We start from the raw sequence: 21,679 nt of genomic DNA on the forward strand, positions 1-21,679 counted from the left end.
ATGGCTGAGATACCATCATTGCCGCAGCGGGCCTTCGTCGTGGGCGCCCAGCGCCGCGATGAATTAGCTTCCGCTTTCCAAGCCGATGCCGAAAGCTACGACAAGATCCGTCCTTCCTATCCGCAGGAAGCCTTGGAATTCACGCTGCAGCACCGACCGGTGAGTGCCATTGACATCGGCTGCGGTTCGGGGATCTTCACCGAACAGCTCATCCGTGCAGGCCTGGAAGTCAGGGCCGTAGACCCATCGGCAGAAATGCTCTCGGTCCTGTCCAAGCGGCTGCCGGCGATCGAGGTAACCTGCGCCGCAGGTGAAGCGACCGGCTTGGAGGCTGATAGCGCTGGCCTGGTGACCTATGCCCAGGCATGGCACTGGGTGGACCACCCTCAAGCCAGTGCCGAAGCGGCCCGATTGCTCCATGATGGCGGTTGGCTCACCCTGCTGTGGAATCAGCTGGATGTCGCCATTCCCTGGGTTCACCGCTTGGCACGCATCATGCATGCCGGCGATGTGCACCGGCCGGAGCTGGAGCCGCCGTTGGGACCCCAGTTCCAGAAGCCGGAGCATGGCATCTGGCATTGGTCCATGGAACTGGATTTCCACGAGATCGTCGAGCTGACCAAATCCCGCAGCTACTACCGCAAGTCTTCAGAAACTACCCGCGCCAAGGTGGAAGCGAACTTGGCCTGGTATTGGCAGGAGCATCTGGGGCACGAGCAGGACGCAAAGGTGCAGGTGCCCTATCTCACCCATGCCTGGAGGTCCCGCCGGCGCACCCGTCGGTGATATGATTGACGATGGTTCTCGCTGCAGTCCGCGGTTGCGAGTTTCCGCCGTGAGCGTCTCGACGTTCGCACCGACTTATGAACGCGGTCCAACTCTAGGAGTTTGTTATGGCATTGGATGCCACTATCAAGAACGAAATCATCAAGGCTTACGCTACCCACGAGGGTGACACCGGTTCGCCTGAGGTTCAGATTGCCGTCATGTCCCGCCGTATTTCGGACCTGACCGAGCACCTGAAGATGCACAAGCATGATCACCACACCCGCCGTGGCCTGATGGCTCTGGTTGGTCGTCGTCGTCGTATGCTCGGCTACCTGAAGAACACCGACATCGAGCGTTACCGTTCGCTGATCGAGCGTCTGGGCCTGCGCAAGTAGTCCTCTGCTTCAGAGCAAGAAATTCCCCGTCTCCGCTTCAGGAGTCGGGGATTTTTCTTTGCCTCCGGACCTTGGCAACGCCGCTCATGTGTTCGCGATTTGCCGGCACGAATCAAGATCAGTAATCGACAGAGGCAAGAATCGGATGAATTCCTGCTCTCCCAGGCTCATCCCGCAGGCAAGCACATGACGGAACAGGCGTCGGAGAGGCCTTGGACGCTCCCGCTAACGTTTCCCCGGATTAAATTCCGCCCCGAATATCTCGGTATCTGACCTTCCTGTGGAGCCACATACCGTTGGGCTAAGGCTAATGAGCCATCCGCGACATCTTCCGAAACCTGAAGGTCACTTTGACCTCAGGTTTCTTCTCGTTTCTCCAGTTTTCCATGCCCTTTCCGAGGCGCCGCCCAAGTGGTTGCATGGCTACCAAGCACGGAAAAAGCGCGAAATAGAGGGGAACAGGGATGAATAATTTCAAACGGTTGAACTTTCGAAGCATGGGCACGGCGGCGGGGCTGACGGCAGCAGCGTTCTTTTTAGCCTCATGCACTGCGTCAGCTCACGGCACGGATCTTGAGAACCCTGACGGCACAATAACCGTCCGCTACGAAGGAAGCGCCAATACCGTGATCCTTCCGGAGCTGGCTGAAGACCTGGGCTACCTTGACGGTGTGTCCTTGGAATGGGTTGGCAACAACTCCAGCGGGCCCTCGGCGATCCAGAACACAGCCACCGGCGCCACCGAGATCGGCAGCGCGTTCTCCGGAGCAGTGGTGAAGCTGCAGGAAGCTGGATCGCCTGTCACCGCGGTGGTCTCATCCTATGGTTCCAATGCAGACTACTTTGTCGGGTTCTACACGAGCGAAGACAGCGGCATCAAAGAACCGAGGGACCTCATTGGCAAGACAATTGCAGTCAATACTTTGGGCGCTCATTCCGAAGCGGTCGTTAGCAGCTATCTGAAATCCGAAGGCCTGACGCCGCAAGAGATCGAGCAGGTGCAGCTGGTCGTATTGCCACCTACCGACACCGCACAAGCCGTTCGCACCCATCAGGTCGACGTTGGCGCTCTTTCCGGGGCTTCCCAAGTGCATGCGGTGAAGCTAGGCGGCTTGCGAGAAGTTTTCAGGGACACGCAAGTCTTCAGCAACTTTGATGCCGGAGAGTACGTCCTTCGGGATGATTTCATCGCTCAATACCCTGAAGCAGCGCATTCCCTGGCCACTGGCATTGCCAAAGCAGCGGACTGGGCTTCGACGCATCCGCGCGAAGAGGTCATCAAGAGATTCACCGCAATCGTTGAATCCAGGGATCGCGGAGACGACGTTGAAGCCCTGCAGTACTTCAACGGCTATGGCTTGGGCGAACACGCAGCCATCGAAGATGAGGACTTCAGCAGATGGGCGCAATGGCTCAACGACGCGGGGATTCTCGAAGGAGAAATCACCCCCAGCGAGTACTACACCAACGAATTCAACGACCTCGCAAACGAAGGGCAGTAATCGCGCATGTCTACCATTGAGATCAAGAACTTGGGCAAGAAATTCCTCCGCTCCGGATCAAGTGAAGATACTGCCGTCACGGCCATTGAATCACTGGATCTCCGGATCCAGGACGGAGAATTCTTCACCCTTGTCGGCCCCAGCGGATGCGGCAAATCCACTCTTCTGGATATCTTGGCCGGGTTGGCCGCGCCAACTTCGGGCGAAGTTCTCGTTGATGGCGAGCCGGTCTCCGGTCCCAGCCTGGAACGTTCAGTAGTCTTCCAGCAATACGCGCTCTTCCCATGGCTCACGGCAGTGGCCAATGTCGAGGTGGGGCTGGAGAGCCAGGCCCGTCGCGGTCGGGGACTGGACAAATCGGGAAGGCGGATCCGCGCTAACGAATATCTGCGACTCGTTGGCCTGCAGGGTGTGGAAGACAAGTACCCCCACGAACTATCCGGCGGCATGCGTCAACGCGTGGCCATAGCCCGTGCCTTGGCCCATGAACCCAAGGTGCTGCTGATGGATGAGCCGTTCGCCGCCCTGGATGCCCAAACACGCGAACAACTCCAGGACTTGCTGCTAGATATCTGGAGTCGCACCCGAACCACGATTGTCTTCATTACGCACGGCATAGAAGAAGCCGTGTACCTGGGGCAGCGGGTAGCGGTGATGTCCTCCAAACCCGGACGAATCAAGGAGATCATCAACATTGAACTCGACGGGCGCCACAGTGTTGATGACATCCGCTCGGCTCCCCAATTCAGCGATTACCGCCATCGCATCTGGACGCTGCTTCACGAGTCCGCTCCCAGTGCCGGCAAATCGCCGGTGAGCCACAAGTCGCTCGTTTCTCCAGGAGTACCAGCATGAGCACCTTAGCCGTACCGGACCAGCGCCTGCAGGGCTCCACCGGGGAGTCAAACCGGCCTTCTCCTTTCCTGCGTTTGGCCGGAAGACTGCGGTCAACGCTGTACCGTTCGGGTGCGATCATCGGTTTTCTCCTGGTGTGGGAGCTTGTCCCGCAATTCGTCCTGGAACCATCATCCCGGGTCTTTCTTCCTCCCTTGCATGAAGTCCTGCAGGCACTGGGGAAGATGATTGCCTCAGGGGATCTGGGCACGCACATCCTGGCAAGCCTAGGCCGGGCGGCCGTAGGATTCACGCTCGCTGTCCTCATCGGCGTGCCAGTCGGATTGGTCGTCGCGTGGTTCTCGAAAGTCGGCGATTTCCTCAACCCGTTGCTGGAGGTATTCCGAAATACCGCGGCCTTGGCGTTGCTTCCGGTCTTCACGCTCCTTCTCGGTATTGGCGAAGTATCCAAGGTATCGATTGTCGTCTACGCGGCGTTCTTCCCGGTGCTTCTCAACACCATCCTTGGAGCACGCAGCGTAGATCCCTTGCTGATCAGGGCGGCAAAAACCTTGGGGCTCACCAGCTACGAGATCTTCGCGAAAGTTGTCTTGCCCTCGTCCGTACCCATCATCTTCACCGGCGTCCGGATGGCAGGAACGTCATCCGTGCTGGTGCTCATCGCCGCCGAAATGATCGGCGCCAAGGCTGGACTGGGCTTCCTGATCACCAATTCGCAAGCCAGTTTCCTGATCCCGAAAATGTACGCAGCCATACTCACTGTCGCCATCCTAGGCTTCACGGTCAACGCAGCACTTGTAGCGCTGGAGCGCCACTTCTCGCGCTGGGCTCGCGCCTAGACAATCTTCCTACCGAAGGGACTACAACCATGACACGAACTTTGACTCTCAACGCGTTCTTGATGACTACCGGGCATCATGAATCCTCATGGCGCCTGCCGCTCAGCGACCCCCTCGCCGGAACGGACATCGGCCACTACATCCGTTTGGCGCAGCTGGCCGAGAAAGCGAAGCTCGACGCGATCTTCTTCGCAGACGGCCCAGTGCTTCAAGGGCCGGTCGCCCAACGACCTGCAGGAATCCTCGACCCTGTGACAGTGCTTTCTGCCATCGCCCCGTTGACCCGGCACATTGGGCTGATAGCGACCGCATCAACCAGCTACAACGACCCCTATAATCTTGCCCGCCGCTTTGCAAGCCTGGATGTGATCAGCAATGGGCGTGCGGGCTGGAACGTCGTCACCACAGCAGGCGATGCAGCGGCGAGGAATTTCTCCCAATCCGCCCAATTGGACAGCTCGCAACGATACCGTCGCGCCGAGGAATTCCTGGAGGTGGTCAAGAAGCTCTGGGACTCCTGGGAGCCGGATGCAGTCGTCGCTGACAAGGGAAGCGGGATCTGGGCGGATCCGGGCAAGATACACTCCGCGGCCCACATCGGGGAGCACTTCCAGGTTGCTGGAGCGCTCAATGTCCCGCGGTCGCCCCAGGGGCATCCGGTGATCGTCCAGGCGGGAGCTTCGGCCGCCGGCAAGGAATTCGCCGGGCGATGGGCCGAAGCCATTTTCACCGCTCACCAATCATTTGAGTCTGCCAGGGACTTCTACCAGGAAATCAAAGACAAGGCAGCAGGCAACGGCCGAGCAGCGCATTCGGTCAAAGTCCTTCCAGGAATTGTTCCCATCCTTGGTTCCACGGAAGCCGAAGCCAATGAATTGGCGGATTCCCTGGATGAGCTCATTCTGCCGGAATACGCCAGGAATACGCTGGCCCAGCAGTTGCATGTGGAGCCGGCACTCCTTGACCTGGACCGAGAACTTCCCGCCGGGCTGGAGAATACCGTGGCCAAGGAGAAATCCACCTCCCGAAGGGATCTCATCTTGGATCTGGGTTACCGAAGGAAGCTCACGGTTCGCCAGATCATCCGGGAGCTAGGTCCTGGCCGGGGACACCAGACGTTCTCGGGTACGCCGGAGCAGCTGGCGGACCGGATCGAGTACTGGTTCAAAGCCGGAGCGGCCGATGGATTTAATATCATGGCTCCGGTCTTGCCGGCAGGTCTCGAAGTATTCACGGAGCAGGTAGTCCCGATTTTGCAGCAGCGCAAGCTTTTCCGTACCGAATACGAGCAGAGTACGCTTCGCGGAAACTACGGGTTGCCAGTACCGGCAAATAATCGCCTGGGCTTGGCATTCTAGAGCCTGAAAGTCGTGTACCGAAGGGCGAGAGCCATTGCTCTCGCCCTTCGGTTGCCGGTGGGATCAGGCCCCGGCGGATACCGGTTGCTGGTTCAGCTGCGTCCTCCAGGAATGCCCTGGGTGATCAGCATGGAGAAACCGCAAGGAAAGTACTGGCGATGGGAGCCGCACGAAGTTGATTCGACAAGGCTCCCACCACGGGCAGCAGCTGGTGAAGTGCAAATCGAAGTAGCGCGATTACTACCCGGCAACGCGCAAGAGCAATAAGAGCTTCATCAGCGCCAAGGGCCTGGCCAAAACCAAGGCTGTCACCCGTGGCAAGAAAGGCAACGGCGTTTGGGCGCTTTCCAGGAACAAAGCAAAATCCCTAGCTGCAGCTACTAAGGACGGCAAGGCGCCAGTTGGACCCGAAATCAGTGGAGGAGGCAAGAAGGGTACATGTGGCACTTCCACCCCAACAAGCGGACCCCTGACATTCATCTCTTCTACGGAAGCTCGACCTGGGAAAGAACTTGCACGAAGCATTGGTGCCGCCAGCTACTGTTGGCGGCACCAGTAGTGCTTGAATTGGGGAACTATGACTGACTACCAAGAACTCTTGCAGGCTGCTCGTGCACACTACGGGGTTGGCGCTGCTCCACGCGTGTCGGAAGCTGCAGCACTTCTCACCTCGTTGGGTGGCAAGACCTTCGACTACTCCAGGTTCGCCGGCAACCTCATCGATGAATATGTAGACTCGGCACGTGTAGTTGCAGCCTACGATATTTCCGACCCAGAGCTCCTTGCTTCCCGGTCCTTGCCGGTTGAACCCGAAATGATGGAATGGCCTCCCGAAGAAGATGAAGACAGCTACGACGTTGTGTTCACTAAGGATGAAGAGCTGTGGAACGTCATTCAGAACGAGCTCGGTGGGATGAGGCGAGCAATTGTCTTGCTTGAGCATGCTGAAGGGGATGCAGGCGCTGTAGGCAACTTCCGTGTAGCTGGATTCGCACAGTGGCTAAGGGAGACGCTCTGGGCTGCTACCGGTGTCGTTCCGCGAGATCCAGGCTGGCCGGATGAGAGCGCCACTCTGTATGAGAAGGCTTTTGCGATGCAGGGACGGCCAGGTTGCGAACCAGACCCAATCGATTGACGAGTATTGTCGGGTCAATCCGAGACGCTTTCCAAGCTGCTTGCATCACCAGCCACGCTTTCGGCAAGGGGTGCATGGCGTTGCATGGAGTACGGAATGCGTTATATAAAGTCCAGTAGAAGTCGAAAACGCTTGGATCCGCGAAGCTACACGGATCCAAGCGTTTTTTATGAGATTTCGGGCTGGGTTACGACTTAGCTCATTGTGCCTCGGCCTCGGTCTCGGCGGCTGCGGCTTCAGCGGCCTTCTCCTGGTGGATCACTTCGGCCAAGAGCTTTTCCATTTCCTTGGCGACACCTGCGGCGGAAGCTGGGTTCTGTCCGGTGACCAGGCGTTCGGAGACTTGTACATTCTCTTCGAAGTTATCGGCGGCGATATGCGTGGCGCCTTGCTCGGTGAGCTTGTCGGCCAGGAAGAACGGAATGATCTTGTCCTTGCCTACGGCCACTTCTTCATCGTTGGTGAATGCTGCAACGGTTTTGCCACTTAAGAGTTTCAAGCCATGATGCAGCTCGACATCGAGCAGACCGGCCGGGCCGTGGCAGACTGCACCGACAACGCCGCCCTTGTTGTAGATAGCGCCGACCAGCTTTTGCAGGCCCTCATTATTGGGGAAGTCCCACATGGTGCCGTGGCCTCCCACGAGGTACACGGCGTCGTACTGTTCGGGGTCGACGACTTCAACCCTTGCGGTGTTGTACAAGCCGGCACGGGTCGTTTCGTCCTGGGTGAACTGGACCTGGACCGGGTCGTCCTGGTCCACTGTGTCGCGCGGGGGCTGTCCGCCTTTAATGGAAGCGAAGTCGACGAAGTGCCCGGAATCCCGGAACACCTTCCATGGATGTGCGGCCTCGGCGACGTTGTATCCGGTAGGTTCCTTGTCATTACCGATTTCGGAAACGCTGGTCAGGACCATGAGGATTTTCTTCAAGGTGTGCTCCTTTCGCATTCGTCCTTCCACCCTTGTACAACAGGCAGGCTGTCGCAAGGGCGATGCGCAAGTTGCCAGTTTGCTTTCCGGAATCGTGCTCCGGAGGGAGAACAAGTGGGACGTGGCTCCTGTTTCTAGCCCCGGAGCGAGTTTGGCGTGCGTTGCCAACTAAGCATGCGCTTAAAGCCAACGCCCTTGGGGCGGACTTTGCGAGAATGAATGCACCGGCCGGGATATGCCGTGCATCACTTCTTGAACCTTGGAGAGCCATCCCGGATTGGTATCTTTCGAAAGGATTGCACTCGTGAACACCGCCCCTAGCCTTCTCTTGGTCAACGGCACCATCCATACGCTGGATCCGCATGAACGCATAGTCAATGCGATGGCCGTCCGCGCAGGAAAGATTGTCGCGCTCGGAGAGGATGCGCTGGCGCTGCGTGGGCCGGAAATGGAAATTATCGATCTGGACGGGGCCACGATCATGCCCGGGCTGATGGACGTGCACAATCATCACATGCTTGCCGGGCAGATGGACCTGTTCGAGCTCAACGTTCCGCCAACTCTCAACCTGGACGAGTTCCTGGAGGCAGTCGCGGTCTGGTCGGATAAGCTGGCTGCGGACCAGTGGGTCATCGGTGGCAGCTGGGGTTCGGGCCTGTTGAGCGAGATCAATACGCCCCAGGCACTGGCGCGGCTGGATCAGGCCACCGGCGGCCGGCCGGCCTTGCTCAAGGATGATGCTAAGCACAACCGATGGGTGAACAGCCATGCCTTGGAGCTTGCGGGCATCACCGGCGCGACCCCTCACCCCGAAGGCGGGGAAATCATGCGGGATGCCGAAGGCCGAGCCACCGGCGTGCTGCTGGAAGCCGGCGGGGTCATTGTCGAACAGGTCCGCGAATCAATGAGCCCCACGCCGACTTGGCAGTTGGCCGAAGCGGCATCGCGGGGCATGGAAATACTGCATTCTTACGGCATCACCGGTTTCCAGGATGCTGCCGCCTCCTTGCAACTCATGCAGGCCTTGAAAGAACTCGATGAATCCGGGAATCTGCACGCCTGGGTGGTTTCCAGCATGCAGGCCAATGACTTCATTTTCGGGACCCATCCGCTGGGCGAGGGGATCATTGCCGAGCGCGAGCAAACCAGGTCAACTCATCACCGCCCGGATTTCATCAAGATCTTCCTTGATGGCGTTCCGCCGGCAGGGACCGGAGCCTTCATCGAACCGTATCTGGAGGGTGCGGGATTCCCTGAATGCCATTGCGGCAACACCACAATGCCTCCAGAAGAACTCGCGGGCTGGCTGATGAGCACGGCGCGGCGGGGCATTTCCGCGAAGATCCACTGCACCGGCGATGCTTCGGTGCGCCTGGTCCTGGACACAGTCCAGAAGGTGCGCGAGGCAGGTCTGGGCGAGCCGAAATACCATATCGCCCACGGCCAGTTCATTCACCCGGATGACCTGCCGCGCTTTGCAGAACTGGGAGTCACCGCCGATATCTCGCCGTCATTGTGGTTCCCCGGGGTGATTACCGAAGCCATGAAACTCGTCCTTCCCGCCGACCGGGCATCCAAGATGCACCCGAACAAGACCTTGCTGGCCACCGGGGCGCTAGTTGCCGGCGGCTCGGACTGGCCGGTGAGCGTTTCCCCGAACGCCTGGGAGGGAATCTACGGTCTGGTCACCCGCAAGGATCCTACCGGAGCTTTCCCCGGAACGCTCTGGGAGGAAGAAGCCGTGACCTTGGCGGATGCCTTGCGTATCTACACGATCAATTGCGCCAAAGCGATGGGACTGGATGACCTGACCGGGTCGCTGGAAATCGGTAAGTCCGCTGACTTCATCATGCTCTCGGCAGACCCGTTTGAGGTGCAACTCGAAGAGCTGCCGCAGATCACTGCACAGCAGACCTGGTTCAGCGGGCAAAAGGTCTACGACCGACTCGGATCCTCGAGCGTGCCGGTGCGCTAATCGCCTGCCCAGCACGTTGTTCTCAGCCGGCCAGGGTATCGGCCGGAGCATCATTATTTACCCGCGGCAACTCGCCGCTGTCTCGAAGGAAAGCCATGGACTCGATACTGGCTGGCGCGCGCACAAAAACAGGCGGCGACCGCGGAATCTACATCTACATCGGTGCCTACAGCGCGGTGCTGTACATGGTGCTGCTGACCGCACCGGTGATCGCCTCCAAGCTGGTGGCGCAATTCGGCCTGACGGCCACCCAAGTAGGCGGGCTGCTGTCCATGGAGCTCGGGGCCTTCAGCTTGGCGACTATCCCCGCCTATCTGTGGCTCAAGCGCGTCAACCTCGTGACGGCAACTCGTGTCTTCACGCTGGTTGCCGTGGCCGGAAATGTGGTCTCGGGCTTTGCGGACAACTACGCGCTCTTGGCGGTGTGCCGCATTGTGACGTCCCTGGCTGCTGGCTCGATCACCGTGGTGATCCTGAGCTTGAGCGGCAGGAGCGCGAACCCAGGACGGGCCTATGGGTTATTCGTTGCGGCCCAGCTGGTCATGGGCGCCGTGATTCTGGCGCTCTTCCCGGTGCTCTTCGCGGATTCCGCGGTGTCTGCGATCTACTGGACCATGGCTGGGCTAGCCCTGTGCTGCATGGCGGTTGCGCACCGCATCGATGGCAACGTGCTGTTGGGAAGCGCCGCTGACCCGGCTGCCGATAGTGCCAACTACGGGCACCGGCCGGCCCCGAGATCCAAGGCGTTTCTGGCCCTGGCGGCGGTAATGCTTTTCTACGTAGCGTTGAGCGGGGTGTGGTCGTTCATGGGGCAATTCGCGGCGTCCGCGCAGATCAATTTGGGTACGACGAGCCTGATTCTCGCTGTTGCGACAGTCCCGGGAATTGCTTCCTCCTTGCTGGCCACATTCCTGGGCGACCATCCGCGCCGCCCGCTGTTCCTCATTCTCGGTTATCTGGCGATGCTGCTGTCCATCGGCTTGCTGTTCGGGTTGAGCGGAGCCGTGCAGTTCGCGGCCGCGGCGATCATCTTCAAATTCTCCTGGACCTTCATCCTGCCCTACTTGCTGGCCACGGTCTCCGACCTGGACTCCAGCGGCCACCTGATGAATTCCACGAACTTGATGATCGGCACCGGGTTCGCGCTTGGACCAGTTCTGGGCGGCATGCTCATCGAGGCTGCCAGCGGCTTTGGCGTGCTTCTCGTCGCCTGCAGTGTCGGAGTGCTGCTGTCCATGACCTGCGTGGTTCTCGTCCAGGGCCGCAATCAGCACGGCTTGCCCCAGCGCGTCGCTCCAATGGGAATTCCTGAATAGCAGTGCACGGTCCACCACCGGCACATGCCAACCAGTGGAAAACAACGACTTTCCAGGACCTGCGCCGCTGGTAAAGGTGCCGAGGCATCTTCAGGGACCACAACGATTCGCCCAGAGCGCCATGAAGCCCCAGCCGGTGTCCTCGATCCTGTAAGGTTCACGGACACCCGCTGGGGCCCAGGCGCGCTTTTCCGATTGGCGAGGCGCTAGACTGCCAGCTTGCGGCGGATGAATCCGGACGCTTGGTCAACGACGATGATCAGAATCAGCACGATGATGATGTGCGTAAGCATCGTATCGAACTGGAACGACTTGATCGCCTGGTTGATGAGCAAGCCGATGCCGCCAGCACCGACCAGGCCCAGGACCAGTGACGATCGGACGTTGACGTCGAAGCGGTACAAGAGCAAGCCAACGAACTGCGGGATCACCAGCGGCAGTGCGCCATGGGTAAGCTGCTGAACCCGTGATGCGCCGGTGGTGGACAGCGCTTCCTGCGGGCCCTGATCGGTTTCTTCCAGGGACTCGGCCCAGAGCTTTCCCATCACTCCCGTGTTGTGGCAGATCAGCGCCAGCACACCTGCGAAGGGACCCAAGCCCACGGCGGTGACGAAGATGAGCGCAAAGACGATATCCGGTACCGCGCGGAAGAAGGACAAGATGCTGCGTGCTGCTTGGTAGGCCAGCGGATGCGGCGTCGTGGTGCGGCATGCGAGCACAGCGAGCACCAAGGCCGTAGGAATGGAGAAGGTCGTGCCCAGCAAGCCGATCCACAAGGTGACCAGCGTTGCCTCCAAGCCAGGAAGTATGACCTTGTCCCAGCTCAGATCCGGCGGGAATGCGTCGCTGATGAATCGTGCCATCCCGCGCCAGCCATCCACGAGCAACGCCGGATCAAAATCAGTTCCCGCGATGGCCAGAAGGTGAAGGACGGCAATCACTGCAACTGCGGTAATCCAAAGGGTACGCCGGGCCGCCTTGTGCGGGTCTCTGGGCAGTGCTGGCGCGGTCTTTCCAGCGATCATTTGCGAAGTGCTTTCCACTGCCTGTTCCTTGATGCGAGTCCGGGTATGGAGGCTCATGCTGCAATCCTCTCGGGAGAGTAGAGAACGTCCAGGAAGTCGTCGCCGAGATTCTGGACCGGACCGTTGAAGGCGATACGTCCATGCAGCAACCCGATCGCCCGGTCTGCGTAGCGTTGTGCAAGCTCTGGCTGGTGCAGAACCGTGGCGACTGCAAGGTTTTCGTCGTGCGCCAAGGTAGCGAGCAATTCCATGATGTTCTCGGCCGCATGCGGGTCCAGAGCAGAAACCGGCTCATCGGCAAGCAGCACCGACGCGCGCTGGCACAGGGCCCTGGCGACGGCTACGCGCTGCTGCTGTCCGCCAGAAAGGCGCCCGACCTTGTCCAGGGCGCGGTCGGCCATGCCAACCCGGTCCAGGCAGGCCATTGCTTCTTCCCGCAGTTCGCGCGAGAAGAAAGCGGGGGAGAATGAGGCCAAGCCGGTGACACGGGCCAGGGCGCCTGCGCAGACATTGTACAGTGCTGTGCGGCGGGGCACCAGATGGATCTTCTGGAACACCATGGCTGCCCGGGATCGCGCACGGGCTAGATCACGGCCATGGAGATCGGCCAGGTGGATGCCATCCAATTCGATGCTTCCCGAATCCGGCGTGGCCAATCCCGCGACGCACTTGAGGGTGGTGGATTTTCCGGAGCCGTTGGCACCCAGAAAGACCACGAGCTCGCCGCGGTTGACGGTGAAATCGACGTCATCAAGCACGCGGCGCTGGTTGAAGGACTTGGCCAGGGACTTCACCGAGAGGGCCGGACGGGCCAATTGCGTGGTGTCCATGGTTAGATATCGTCCTCGGTGAGGCCCATTTCGGAAGCCAGGTCGAACAGCGGGCCGTAGGTTTCCTTGGTGACTTCCAGCAATGGGCCCGGAGGGGTCACATCCAGGAAAGCTCCTACCTGGGCGATATCTTCCTCCGGCAGGTTCAGCAGCGCGTGCTTAACGGCTTTCTTCAGTTCCGGGTCGGCATCGGCGCTGATGGTGATCGGGTCGTTCGGGATGGGTTCCGAGGTCCAGATCTGGCGGTAGTCTTCCGGGTTGAAGGTACCTTCTTCTTCGGCAACCGCCTGGGTCTGCGAGTTGAGCTGGGCGGCGTCGACAGTTCCGTTGGCCAAGGCCAGCAGTGATTCAGGATGCCCTCCTGCGTAGTTCAAGTTGACTTCGGACTCGGCAATGCCGGCAGTCTTCAGCGCGTAGCGCGGCAGGACATCTCCGGAGGTTGAGCCCACGCCGCCAAGTGCGAAGTCCTTTCCGCGCAGGTCTTCGAGGGTCTTGATTTCTGAATCCTTCGCAACCCAGATGCCACCGGTGTAGGTGCTGAGCTCGCCTTGAGCGGTCCCGAAGGACACGAGCGGTTCAGCGCCGGCCTGCTGGCTGGCGAACACGTATCCCACGGGACCGAACTGGCCAAGATCCAGTTTTCCATTGCGCATTGCCAGTACCTCTGCGGCGTAGTCCTCGACAACTTGGACCTCGACTTCGCATCCGAGCTCGCGCTCCAATGCGTCGGCGAGCACGCCGTACGCCGGTTCGAGCTTGGCTGGTGCTTCGTAGGGCTCGATGCCGAAATTGATGGGCCCATCGGCGCAGAACGCGGGGGCAGCGGAGTCGGCCTGCTCATCCGCCTGGGCGGACCCGCAAGCGGTGAGGGCCAGCAGGCCCAGCGAGACGGCAGAGAATTTAAATGCCTGAGAGATCTTCATGGTTTGCTCCAATGCGTGGTGTAGCTAGGCTAGGCGGTGATCGATGAAGCCATGGCCGGCTTGGCGAGGTTTTTGATGTTCTTGTCGGCCAGGCCGAAGGACAGGGTCATTCCGACTCCGGCGGTCACGGAGACGACGGTAATGGCGTCGGCGGCATTGCGGATGAGCAAGGGCCCGGTAGCGCTGGAGGCATAGATTCCTTGCCAGCGTTCAATGACTTTCAGCTCGGTGCCACTCATGTAGCCCCCGATGGCCGAGAGCAATGTTTGCGAGGTCGCTTCCTTGAGGAAGGGAGCTTGGGTTGCGGCGTAGCTGTGCGAATCTCCCATGAGCAGGGTGCCGTCGGGCCTTTGGGTGAACATGACATTCGCCTGGATATCCAGCAGCTCCGGGTGCTCGGCGAGAACTTCAGCCTGCAGGGCCTTGGCTGCTGGCACTTCGGTGAAGGCCTCGTAGCGAAGCATGGAGGTGGCGGTGAGGACGGCCGGCTTCAATTCCAGGTCTTCGGAAGCTTCTGCGCGGAGCATCTGCAGCGCGCACCGGGTGATCTGGTGCTCCTGCGCGATCTGCGGGAAGAGGTAGTCCACGTCGTGGCCGACGCAAACGAAAACCTGGTCGGCTTCGAAGGCGCCGCGATTAGTTTGCACGCTGGCCCGGCGATGCCGGCCGGCACCGAATCCCAAGGCGCTGGTGCTGAAGTGGACGCTGCCAGCAACATGGGCGTTGACCCACTGGGCCAGCTTGGCCACCGTGGTGCGCGGGTCGACGCGCAGGTCATCACGCAGGAACGCGCCGCCGAGGAATCCTTCGGTGCTTTCGCGTCCGAGCTGTTCTGCGATGTCCTGCGCGTTGAGCATCTCGACCTGCCCGGTTTCGCGGCGTGCGGACAGTTCGCGCAGGACCTGCAATTCCGTTTCTGTCGAGGCCACCACGACAGCTCCCGATTCACCGGCCCAGAAGCCAGCGCGTTCAGCGTAGTCAAGCCACAAGGGACGTCCTGACTGCGCCAGGTCGTAGAGTTCGCCGGACTGCGCGGTGATGCAGCAGTGGCCGAAGTTGCGGACCGATGCGCCGATGGCCTCATGGTCACGTTCAATGACGATTACCGAGAGGCCGGCGTCCAGGGCTCGAGCGGCATGGGCCAGGCCGACAATGCCGGCGCCGATCACCAGCACATCTGCGTGGTTGGCGACTGGCCGGGGCTGTGGGAAATTTTTTTCGTTGCTCACGACAGTGATCATCCATGCCCGGCATGAGCGGATTCAACCCGAAATGGCACTTGTTTGAACAAGTTTGCCTAGAGTTCAGAATGGGGTCCGTCTATTCACTTTCAGTTCACTGGAATGTCTTGTGAATCGCTGATTTCACAATAAAACCACTTGTATGATCAAGAGGTGATGGAGAACAAGAAGCAACCCAAGTACCAAGCCCTCACCACCTGGTTGCGGCAGGAAATAGCGGCTGGCACATGGCACGAAGGAGATGTCCTGCCCAGCGAGGCAGAACTCTGTGCCCGCGCCAATGCCTCGCGTGGCACGGTCCGGCATGCGCTCGCCCAGTTGCGTTCGGAGGGCCTCATTGCGGGGGGACAAGGCAAGCCGCCAATCGTGGCGCAACAGGTGCAATCCCAATCGTTTACCACCTTCATGTCCTTTACTGATTGGGCGCGCTCCATCGGATTGGAGGCTGGACAGGAAACGCGGGAATTGGCGCAGCGCCCGGCCGATGCCCTCGTGGCCGAGCAGCTCGAACTCGAAGAAGGTGCCAAGGTGGTGCAGATCCTGCGCCTGCGCTTGCTCGATGGGAGCCCGGCGATGCTGGAGCGGACTAGCTTTACCCAAGAAGTCGGTCGGCTGCTCTTCGAATTCGATGCGGATGACGGTTCGATTTTCGAGTACCTGCGGGAGCAAGGCGTAGACCTCTACCGAGGCAAGCACACCATCGACGCGGTGGCGGCCGATGAACTGGACGCGCAGCTGCTGGGTGTCCGGCTCGGCGCCCCGCTCCTGCGCGAACGGCGCGTGACTTCCGCCAAATCGGGGCAGAAACTTGAGTACTCCGATGATCGGTATTTGCCGGATCTGGCCAACTTCACCATTGAAAACACCAGCGAGCATCGCGCCTCATTGAGCCGTGTGCGAAGCATTGCTGTCTGAACAGGAAAACACGATGAAACGAGAAGACATGTTTGAACTCATTGCCTGCGATATGGCTGGAACGACCATTGACGAACATGCCGATGTGTACCGGGCTCTGGAGAATGCGGTGTGCGAATTCGGTGTTGAGGTCAAGGAGGAGGATCTGCAGCATTGGATGGGCGCCGAGAAGAAGGAAGCGATCAAAGCGCTGATTGAACTTGGCGGAGCTGTTGCCAGCGACGAGCAGGTGCAAGTGCAGTTTGGCCGTTTCCGGGATCTGCTGCTGGGATATTACCGGGAGAATCCGCCCGTCGCATTGCCAGGTGTCGTGCAAGCGCTGGAACGCTTGTCTGCCAGCGGCAAGAAGATCGCATTGACAACGGGGTTCTCGCGCGATGTTGCCGATATCATCCTCGATGGCTTGGAGTGGAAGGTCGGTCCTGGCGAACTTCTCGACGCAGTGGTTGCCGGCGATGAAGCAGCAGCGGGACGCCCTGCGCCGTACATGATTCATCGAGCGATGGAGCTGACGGGGATTCGCGATGTAGCCAAGGTTGTTGCCGCAGGCGACACCGCCAACGACCTGCTGGCCGCGCATCACGCGGGAGTGCATGGGATCGGTGTGCTGACCGGGAAGCTGGGCCGCGAAGAGCTGGACCGGTTCCCGCATGCCGCCATCCTCGAATCCGTGGCGGAGCTGCCGGATTATCTCGAGGCGATCGAGCCCGCGGCCGTGTAGTTCGACCCGAGTAATTTTGCAATGCGGAAGATATGTTTCGTTTCGGATTGGGATGCGGGATATGCTGAGCTCTAGTTGGAACATCCCATTGAGATGAAAGAGAGTCGTCATGAGCAAGACTGTTCTTCAGCGCCACCTGTTCGGACCGGGTCCATGCAACCCGTATCCCGAGGCAACGGCAGCGCTCGGCCTTCCGCTGCTGGGCCATCTGGATCCGGAGTTCATTGCACGCATGGATCGCGTTGCTGATGGTTTGCGTACTCTCTGGGGAACCGGAAACTCCCGTACCTTGCCTTTGAGCGCCACGGGCTCAGCTGGCATGGAAGCCGCTTTCGTCAACACCATCAACCCAGGCGACGTAGCGGTCATCGCGATCAACGGCTTATTCGGCGAGCGCATGTGCGAAGTTGCTGCGCGCGCTGGCGCTGAAGTAGTCCGCGTCGAGCATGAATACGGCACGCCGATCGATGCCGAACGCGTTGCCGCGGCGCACCCGAACCCAACCGTCATTGCCGGCGTGCATGCTGAAACCAGTACCGGAGTTGTTTCCGATATAGCCGCGCTGGGCGCAATCAAGGGCGATGCACTGCTGATCACCGATGCAGTGACCTCCATTGGCGGCATGCCGGTGCTGGCTGATGAATGGGGGATTGACGTTGGCTATGCCGGCACGCAGAAATGCCTCGGCGTGGCTCCGGGATTGGCACCATTTACCATTTCAGACCGTGCTTTCGAGCGCCGCGTCCAGAAGCCCCAATCCTGGTATCTGGATCTAGGCTTGCTCGGCGGCTACGCCACAGGTTCCACCGGGGGCCAACGCACCTACCACCACACCGCACCGGTCTCGATGGTCGCATCGCTGGAAGCCGGCATCGACCGCATCCTGGCTGAGGGCCTGGACGCGGTCACCGCCCGCCATCAGGAAGCGGGAGGCTTGCTGCAAGATGGCTTGCAGGAAATGGGCCTGGAGCTATTCGCCCAGGAGGGGTACCGCCTGCCGCAGCTGACGACGGTCTACGTTCCTGAAGGCGTTGATTCGGCGAAGGTCCGTGGATACCTGCTCGACCGCTTCAATATTGAAATCGGCGGCGGTGTCGGCAAGTACGCGAGCACCGTTTGGCGCATCGGCATGATGGGCCCCAACGCTAATCCGGGATCGGTGGCGCTGCTGCTGGCTGCGCTGAAGGAAGCGATCGGCAAGGCCTAGGCGCGCAAGGGCCGTGGTCCTCTGAATGCAAAGCGAGGCGGGACTAACCAGGGGATTCTGGTTGGTTCCGCCTCTTGCTGTTGCCCATGGGCTAGCTCAGCTGGTCCTGTGAATGCGCAAAATGCAGCTGCACTGAATCAGCACTGGTCGAAATCATGGCGTAGCCGCCAATCGGCAACGTGAACATCGGGGAGGTATGGCCGAAATCGAGGTTGGCCACAACCGGGATGCCCTGCAGGATCGGGTGCTTTGCGATAACTTGCTCCAGCAGGCTACGGGTGATTCCGGACTGCTGCTGGAAGCGCCCGATGGCCAGCCCGGTAATGCCAGCCGCGCTGGGGGACTGCAGGAACGAGGCGAGCTTCCGGGCGATTTCGTGGATGTCTTCTGAGGAGTCATCCTCGATGAAGAGCATTGCCCCGTCCAAAGATGGCATGAAATCGCCGCCCAGCAATAAATGCAGCGTGCCCAGATTCCCGCCAATTACCTTGCCCGTGGCCACCCCCTGGTTCAGGATCCATGGTCCGCTGGATGCTTGGACGGACCTGTTGTCTTGATCCATGAACCACAGATCGTCGGTGAATTCGCTGGCGTGCTCGATGGTCCACGAGTGCTCGTGGGTTGCGGTCCGGAACCACTGGCCGGTCGGTTCAAAATGATCGCGCATGCCGAAAGAGGACCAATGCGCACCGACATAAGTTACCAGGCCGGTCTTGGCGTGCACGGCGTTAGCCAGGGCGGTGAAATCCGAATAGCCGCAAAAGACCTTGGGATTGGCGGCAATGAGATCCCAGTCGAGGTAGGGGAGCAGCTCGTTTGAATTGAAGCCGCCAATGACCGAGATGATTCCGGCGACAGATGGATCGGCAAATGCGGCGTGCAGATCGGCCACGCGCGACGGGATCGGCGAGCTGTCGAAGTCATCGTTCTCGTCTACGTGATCGCCGAATTCCTGCTTGAGCCCCATGGCCTCGAAGCGTTCAGTGATCCACTTCGTATTGTCGTATTCCATCACGAAGGCGCGGGAGCACGATGGCGCAATGGCCCTGATGGTGTCTCCGGATTGCAATCGGGCTGGGACAATCGTCGGCTTCTCATGGCTTGTCATGCAATCAGTCTAGGGTCTGGCTTGGCAGGGGATAATAACCCGCACGCAGTCGCAGGCGACTAGTTGGCGAAATTTTCGCAACAAATGAAGATATTCCGCTCCAGCTACTGGGAGAATACTGCGAAATTCGATAACGTGGGCGGGACAGCGCAATTTCTCTAAAGAAAGAAGCAAATAAGGTGAAGTCCCTCTTCGACTTGGAATTCAAACAATTCATCACGCCATCGATCATCAAGATCGTTTACATCCTGATCATGGTCCTGTTGGCGATCGGCTACCTCGGAATCGTGATTTCCGGGTTCATGGCTGATGCAATGCTCGGCTTCCTCATGCTCCTGATCGTGGGTCCTTTGGTGTCCCTAGTCTATTTGGTACTGGTCCGTGCAGGACTCGAATCCTTGCTGGCACAGATCCGCACGGCAGAGAACACCACTGAACTCGTTCGTCTGGCCGGTGGCATCCCGCCGGCAGAAGGCGGCTACCGCCCGCACCCGGGTAATCCTCCTGCTCCCCAGCAGCCGCAGGATCCAACCGCCAATGGCGGCGGCACTCCGCCAGCCAACCCTTACCAGAAGTAAGTCCAACGGCCAATGGCCCGCACCCGTGGTGCGGGCCATCGGCCGTTGTTGAGCGAACAGCGTGCAGAACTACCAGTCGCTGGACGCTTTGAGCGACAGCACCGGGCAGGAGGCCTGGAGCAGAATCCTTTGCGCGTTGCTCCCCATGAGGAACTTGCCCATTGCCGTCCGCTTGCGCAGGCCGATCACGATCAGCTCGGCTCGTTGGGCCTGGGCTATATGCAGGATCTGGTCTGCCGCATCGGCACCCTGGGTGTGGCGCTCAATCCAGAAATCGATGCCGGCATCAGAAAGGCGGGCTTCCAGCTCGTGGTACTGCTTCGCGTCAATGAGCCTGTCGTCAACGAGCTGATCGCCCTTCGAAGAGTTCACTACGATCAATCGCACCTCGCTGCGCCTGGCTTCGAGAATGGCTCGTTCCAAGGCGGCTTCGCCTTCTGGCGAGGGAATATAGCCCACTACGATCGTCATGATTCATTCCTTTCAGCAGCCTTGCTGTTCTCATTTCCGTGGCCAGGCTTCGCCTGTTCCGGCTCGGGGCCGCCAGCTGCATCGTCGCCCAGCAGGGCCTCGGCGGCGGCAGACGCTGTCCCGCGTTTGCGCCGAATAACGGAGATCAGCACTGGCAGCAGGAGCAGGACGGCGATGAGCACGTAGATGCCCACGGCCAGCGGCTCGCTCCAGAGACCTGAGACTTCACCAGCAGAAAGCTGGAAGGTCTTGCGCAGCTGTTCTTCGGCCATGGGGCCGATGATGACACCAAGGATCAGCGGAAGCACTGGCAGGCCGAAGCGGCGCAAGGCAAAGCCCAGCAAACCGATCAGCAGCAGCAGCCAGAGATCAGCTACCTGCATGTTCACCGAGAAGGCGCCCAGCGTTGCGAAGAACAAGATGCCTGCGTACAGGTAGGGGCGCGGGATCTTCAGCAGCTTCGCCCACAGCGGCGCTAACGGCAGGTTGATCAGCAGCAGCAACGTGTTGCCAATGAACAAGCTGGCAATCAGGGCCCACACCAGGTCTGGTTCATTCTCGAAGAGCAGCGGACCGGGCTGGATGCCCTTCATGGTCAAGAACGCCAGCATCACCGCAGCGGTGGCATTGGTGGGCAAGCCCAAGGCGAGCATTGGAGTCAGGGTGCCAGCGGCAGAGGCATTGTTCGCGGCCTCCGGGCCGGCAACGCCCTCAATGGCGCCGTGGCCGAACTCCTCAGGATGCTTGGACAGCTTCTTTTCGGTGACGTAGGACAGGAAGGTCGGAACTTCGGCACCGCCGGCAGGCAGCGCGCCGAAGGGGAACCCAAAGGCGGTACCGCGAAGCCAGGGCTTCCACGAACGCTTCCAATCTTCCTTGCCCATCCACGGGGCACCCACCGGAATGGTGCGGGCCGGGCTGGTGCGCAAGTGCGCGGCAATCCACAGCGCCTCGCCAATGGCGAAGATCGCCACGGCGACCACCACGATGTCCATGCCGTCCACCAGGGGCGCGAAGCCGAAAGTCAGTCGCTGCTGCCCGGAGACCGGGTCCATGCCGACCAAGCCAATGGCCAAGCCCAAGCCCAGGGAAGCGAACCCGCGAATCTTGGAAGAGCCCAAGACTGCGGTGACAGTTACCAAAGCGAGGACCATGATGGCGAAGTAGCTCGGTGCGCCAAGGCTCACCGCGAACTTCACGACGATCGGGGCGACGGTCACCAGCAGCGCGGTACCGATGGTTCCTGCAACGAAGGATCCAATGGCCGCGGTGGCCAAGGCCTGTGCCGCACGGCCGGCCTTGGCCATCTTGTGGCCTTCGATGGCTGTGATGACTGTTGCCGATTCCCCCGGGGTGTTGAGCAGGATCGAGGTGGTTGACCCGCCGTACATCCCGCCGTAGTAGATGCCGGCGAACATGATCAGTGCGCTGGAAGTTTCCATGCCGAAGGTCAATGGCAGCAGCAGTGCCACAGCCATGGCCGGGCCGATGCCCGGGAGCACTCCTACAGCGGTTCCCAGGATGACACCGGCGAAAGCGAAGAGCAGGTTAATCGGGGTCAGCGCCGCGGCGAAGCCGCCCATCAA

21 protein-coding genes are annotated in these 21,679 nt (G+C 60.1%); 13 read left to right on the plus strand and 8 right to left on the minus strand.

Annotated features, from left to right (window positions below):
* The 7 genes from CQ012_RS08085 to CQ012_RS08115 all read left to right on the plus strand — a co-directional run bounded on the left by CQ012_RS08085 (position 1) and on the right by CQ012_RS08115 (position 6,852).
* On the plus strand, positions 1–786 hold the full coding sequence (locus CQ012_RS08085) for a class I SAM-dependent methyltransferase (protein ID WP_105661835.1): 786 nt from the start codon (positions 1–3) through the stop codon (positions 784–786).
* 107 nt (positions 787–893) lie between these two features.
* Complete coding sequence (gene rpsO / locus CQ012_RS08090) at positions 894–1,163, plus strand: 30S ribosomal protein S15 (protein ID WP_013348393.1); 270 nt, start codon at positions 894–896, stop codon at positions 1,161–1,163.
* Between the two features lie 626 nt (positions 1,164–1,789).
* A complete protein-coding gene (locus tag CQ012_RS08095; RefSeq protein WP_166650649.1) occupies positions 1,790–2,665 on the plus strand; it encodes an ABC transporter substrate-binding protein in 876 nt (291 codons plus the stop codon).
* Positions 2,666–2,671: 6 nt separating this feature from the next.
* On the plus strand, positions 2,672–3,520 hold the full coding sequence (locus tag CQ012_RS08100; protein WP_105658237.1) for an ABC transporter ATP-binding protein: 849 nt from the start codon (positions 2,672–2,674) through the stop codon (positions 3,518–3,520).
* Positions 3,517–4,359 carry an ABC transporter permease gene (locus CQ012_RS08105; RefSeq protein WP_105658236.1) on the plus strand — a complete coding sequence of 281 codons (843 nt, stop codon included), beginning with the start codon at positions 3,517–3,519 and terminating at the stop codon, positions 4,357–4,359. Before CQ012_RS08100 ends, CQ012_RS08105 begins: the two co-directional genes overlap by 4 nt.
* Positions 4,360–4,388: 29 nt before the next feature.
* Positions 4,389–5,717, plus strand: coding sequence for an LLM class flavin-dependent oxidoreductase (locus CQ012_RS08110; protein WP_286134600.1), 1,329 nt, complete (start codon positions 4,389–4,391; stop codon positions 5,715–5,717).
* A 577-nt stretch (positions 5,718–6,294) separates the two neighbouring features.
* A complete protein-coding gene (locus tag CQ012_RS08115) occupies positions 6,295–6,852 on the plus strand; it encodes a hypothetical protein (protein ID WP_105661838.1) in 558 nt (185 codons plus the stop codon).
* Positions 6,853–7,051: 199 nt separating this feature from the next.
* On the opposite strand, the gene CQ012_RS08120 is transcribed toward CQ012_RS08115, so the two are convergent.
* Positions 7,052–7,783, minus strand: coding sequence for a type 1 glutamine amidotransferase domain-containing protein (locus CQ012_RS08120; protein WP_105661919.1), 732 nt, complete (start codon positions 7,781–7,783; stop codon positions 7,052–7,054).
* Positions 7,784–8,087: 304 nt separating this feature from the next.
* On the opposite strand from CQ012_RS08120, the gene CQ012_RS08125 reads away from it, so the two are divergent.
* Together CQ012_RS08125 and CQ012_RS08130 are read left to right on the plus strand one after the other, a co-directional pair.
* Entirely contained in the window at positions 8,088–9,758 is a 1,671-nt protein-coding gene (locus CQ012_RS08125) for an amidohydrolase (protein ID WP_286134601.1), read from the plus strand.
* Between the two features lie 95 nt (positions 9,759–9,853).
* The gene (locus CQ012_RS08130) at positions 9,854–11,074 is read left to right on the plus strand and encodes an MFS transporter (RefSeq protein ID WP_105661839.1); all 1,221 of its coding nucleotides are present in this window, start codon (positions 9,854–9,856) and stop codon (positions 11,072–11,074) included.
* 206 nt (positions 11,075–11,280) lie between these two features.
* On the opposite strand, the gene phnE is transcribed toward CQ012_RS08130, so the two are convergent.
* From phnE to CQ012_RS08150, 4 genes are read right to left on the minus strand one after another with little or no spacing between them, the layout of a single operon-like run.
* Positions 11,281–12,156 (minus strand): phosphonate ABC transporter, permease protein PhnE, encoded by an 876-nt coding sequence (phnE, locus tag CQ012_RS08135; protein WP_286134602.1) that lies wholly within the window; start codon positions 12,154–12,156, stop codon positions 11,281–11,283.
* On the minus strand, positions 12,153–12,929 hold the full coding sequence (locus tag CQ012_RS08140) for a phosphonate ABC transporter ATP-binding protein (protein WP_105661840.1): 777 nt from the start codon (positions 12,927–12,929) through the stop codon (positions 12,153–12,155). The genes phnE and CQ012_RS08140 overlap by 4 nt, the downstream gene beginning before the upstream one ends.
* Before the next feature lie 2 nt (positions 12,930–12,931).
* Entirely contained in the window at positions 12,932–13,852 is a 921-nt protein-coding gene (locus CQ012_RS08145; RefSeq protein WP_105658230.1) for a phosphate/phosphite/phosphonate ABC transporter substrate-binding protein, read from the minus strand.
* Positions 13,853–13,881: 29 nt separating this feature from the next.
* A complete protein-coding gene (locus CQ012_RS08150; protein WP_286134603.1) occupies positions 13,882–15,081 on the minus strand; it encodes a TIGR03364 family FAD-dependent oxidoreductase in 1,200 nt (399 codons plus the stop codon).
* Between the two features lie 168 nt (positions 15,082–15,249).
* On the opposite strand from CQ012_RS08150, the gene CQ012_RS08155 reads away from it, so the two are divergent.
* From CQ012_RS08155 to CQ012_RS08165, 3 genes are all read left to right on the plus strand, one after another.
* Positions 15,250–16,008, plus strand: a complete 759-nt coding sequence (locus tag CQ012_RS08155; protein WP_105661922.1) for a GntR family transcriptional regulator — start codon at positions 15,250–15,252, stop codon at positions 16,006–16,008.
* Positions 16,009–16,021: 13 nt separating this feature from the next.
* Entirely contained in the window at positions 16,022–16,729 is a 708-nt protein-coding gene (locus CQ012_RS08160) for a phosphonatase-like hydrolase (RefSeq protein ID WP_286134604.1), read from the plus strand.
* Between the two features lie 109 nt (positions 16,730–16,838).
* Positions 16,839–17,936, plus strand: a complete 1,098-nt coding sequence (locus tag CQ012_RS08165; RefSeq protein WP_105661843.1) for a pyridoxal-phosphate-dependent aminotransferase family protein — start codon at positions 16,839–16,841, stop codon at positions 17,934–17,936.
* Between the two features lie 91 nt (positions 17,937–18,027).
* On the opposite strand, the gene CQ012_RS08170 is transcribed toward CQ012_RS08165, so the two are convergent.
* On the minus strand, positions 18,028–19,044 hold the full coding sequence (locus tag CQ012_RS08170) for a S66 family peptidase (RefSeq protein ID WP_105661844.1): 1,017 nt from the start codon (positions 19,042–19,044) through the stop codon (positions 18,028–18,030).
* Between the two features lie 179 nt (positions 19,045–19,223).
* Between CQ012_RS08170 and CQ012_RS08175 the strand changes: the two genes are divergently transcribed.
* Positions 19,224–19,622, plus strand: coding sequence for a DUF4282 domain-containing protein (locus tag CQ012_RS08175; protein ID WP_105661845.1), 399 nt, complete (start codon positions 19,224–19,226; stop codon positions 19,620–19,622).
* A gap of 69 nt (positions 19,623–19,691) precedes the next feature.
* Here the strand turns inward: CQ012_RS08175 and CQ012_RS08180 are convergent, their stop codons facing one another.
* A complete protein-coding gene (locus tag CQ012_RS08180; RefSeq protein ID WP_105658224.1) occupies positions 19,692–20,093 on the minus strand; it encodes a universal stress protein in 402 nt (133 codons plus the stop codon).
* Positions 20,090–21,676, minus strand: coding sequence for a tripartite tricarboxylate transporter permease (locus CQ012_RS08185; RefSeq protein ID WP_286134293.1), 1,587 nt, complete (start codon positions 21,674–21,676; stop codon positions 20,090–20,092). Before CQ012_RS08185 ends, CQ012_RS08180 begins: the two co-directional genes overlap by 4 nt.
* Positions 21,677–21,679: the final 3 nt, after the last annotated feature.

This window comes from Arthrobacter sp. MYb214 (assembly GCF_002979865.1).
Classification (GTDB): Bacteria; Actinomycetota; Actinomycetes; order Actinomycetales; family Micrococcaceae; genus Glutamicibacter.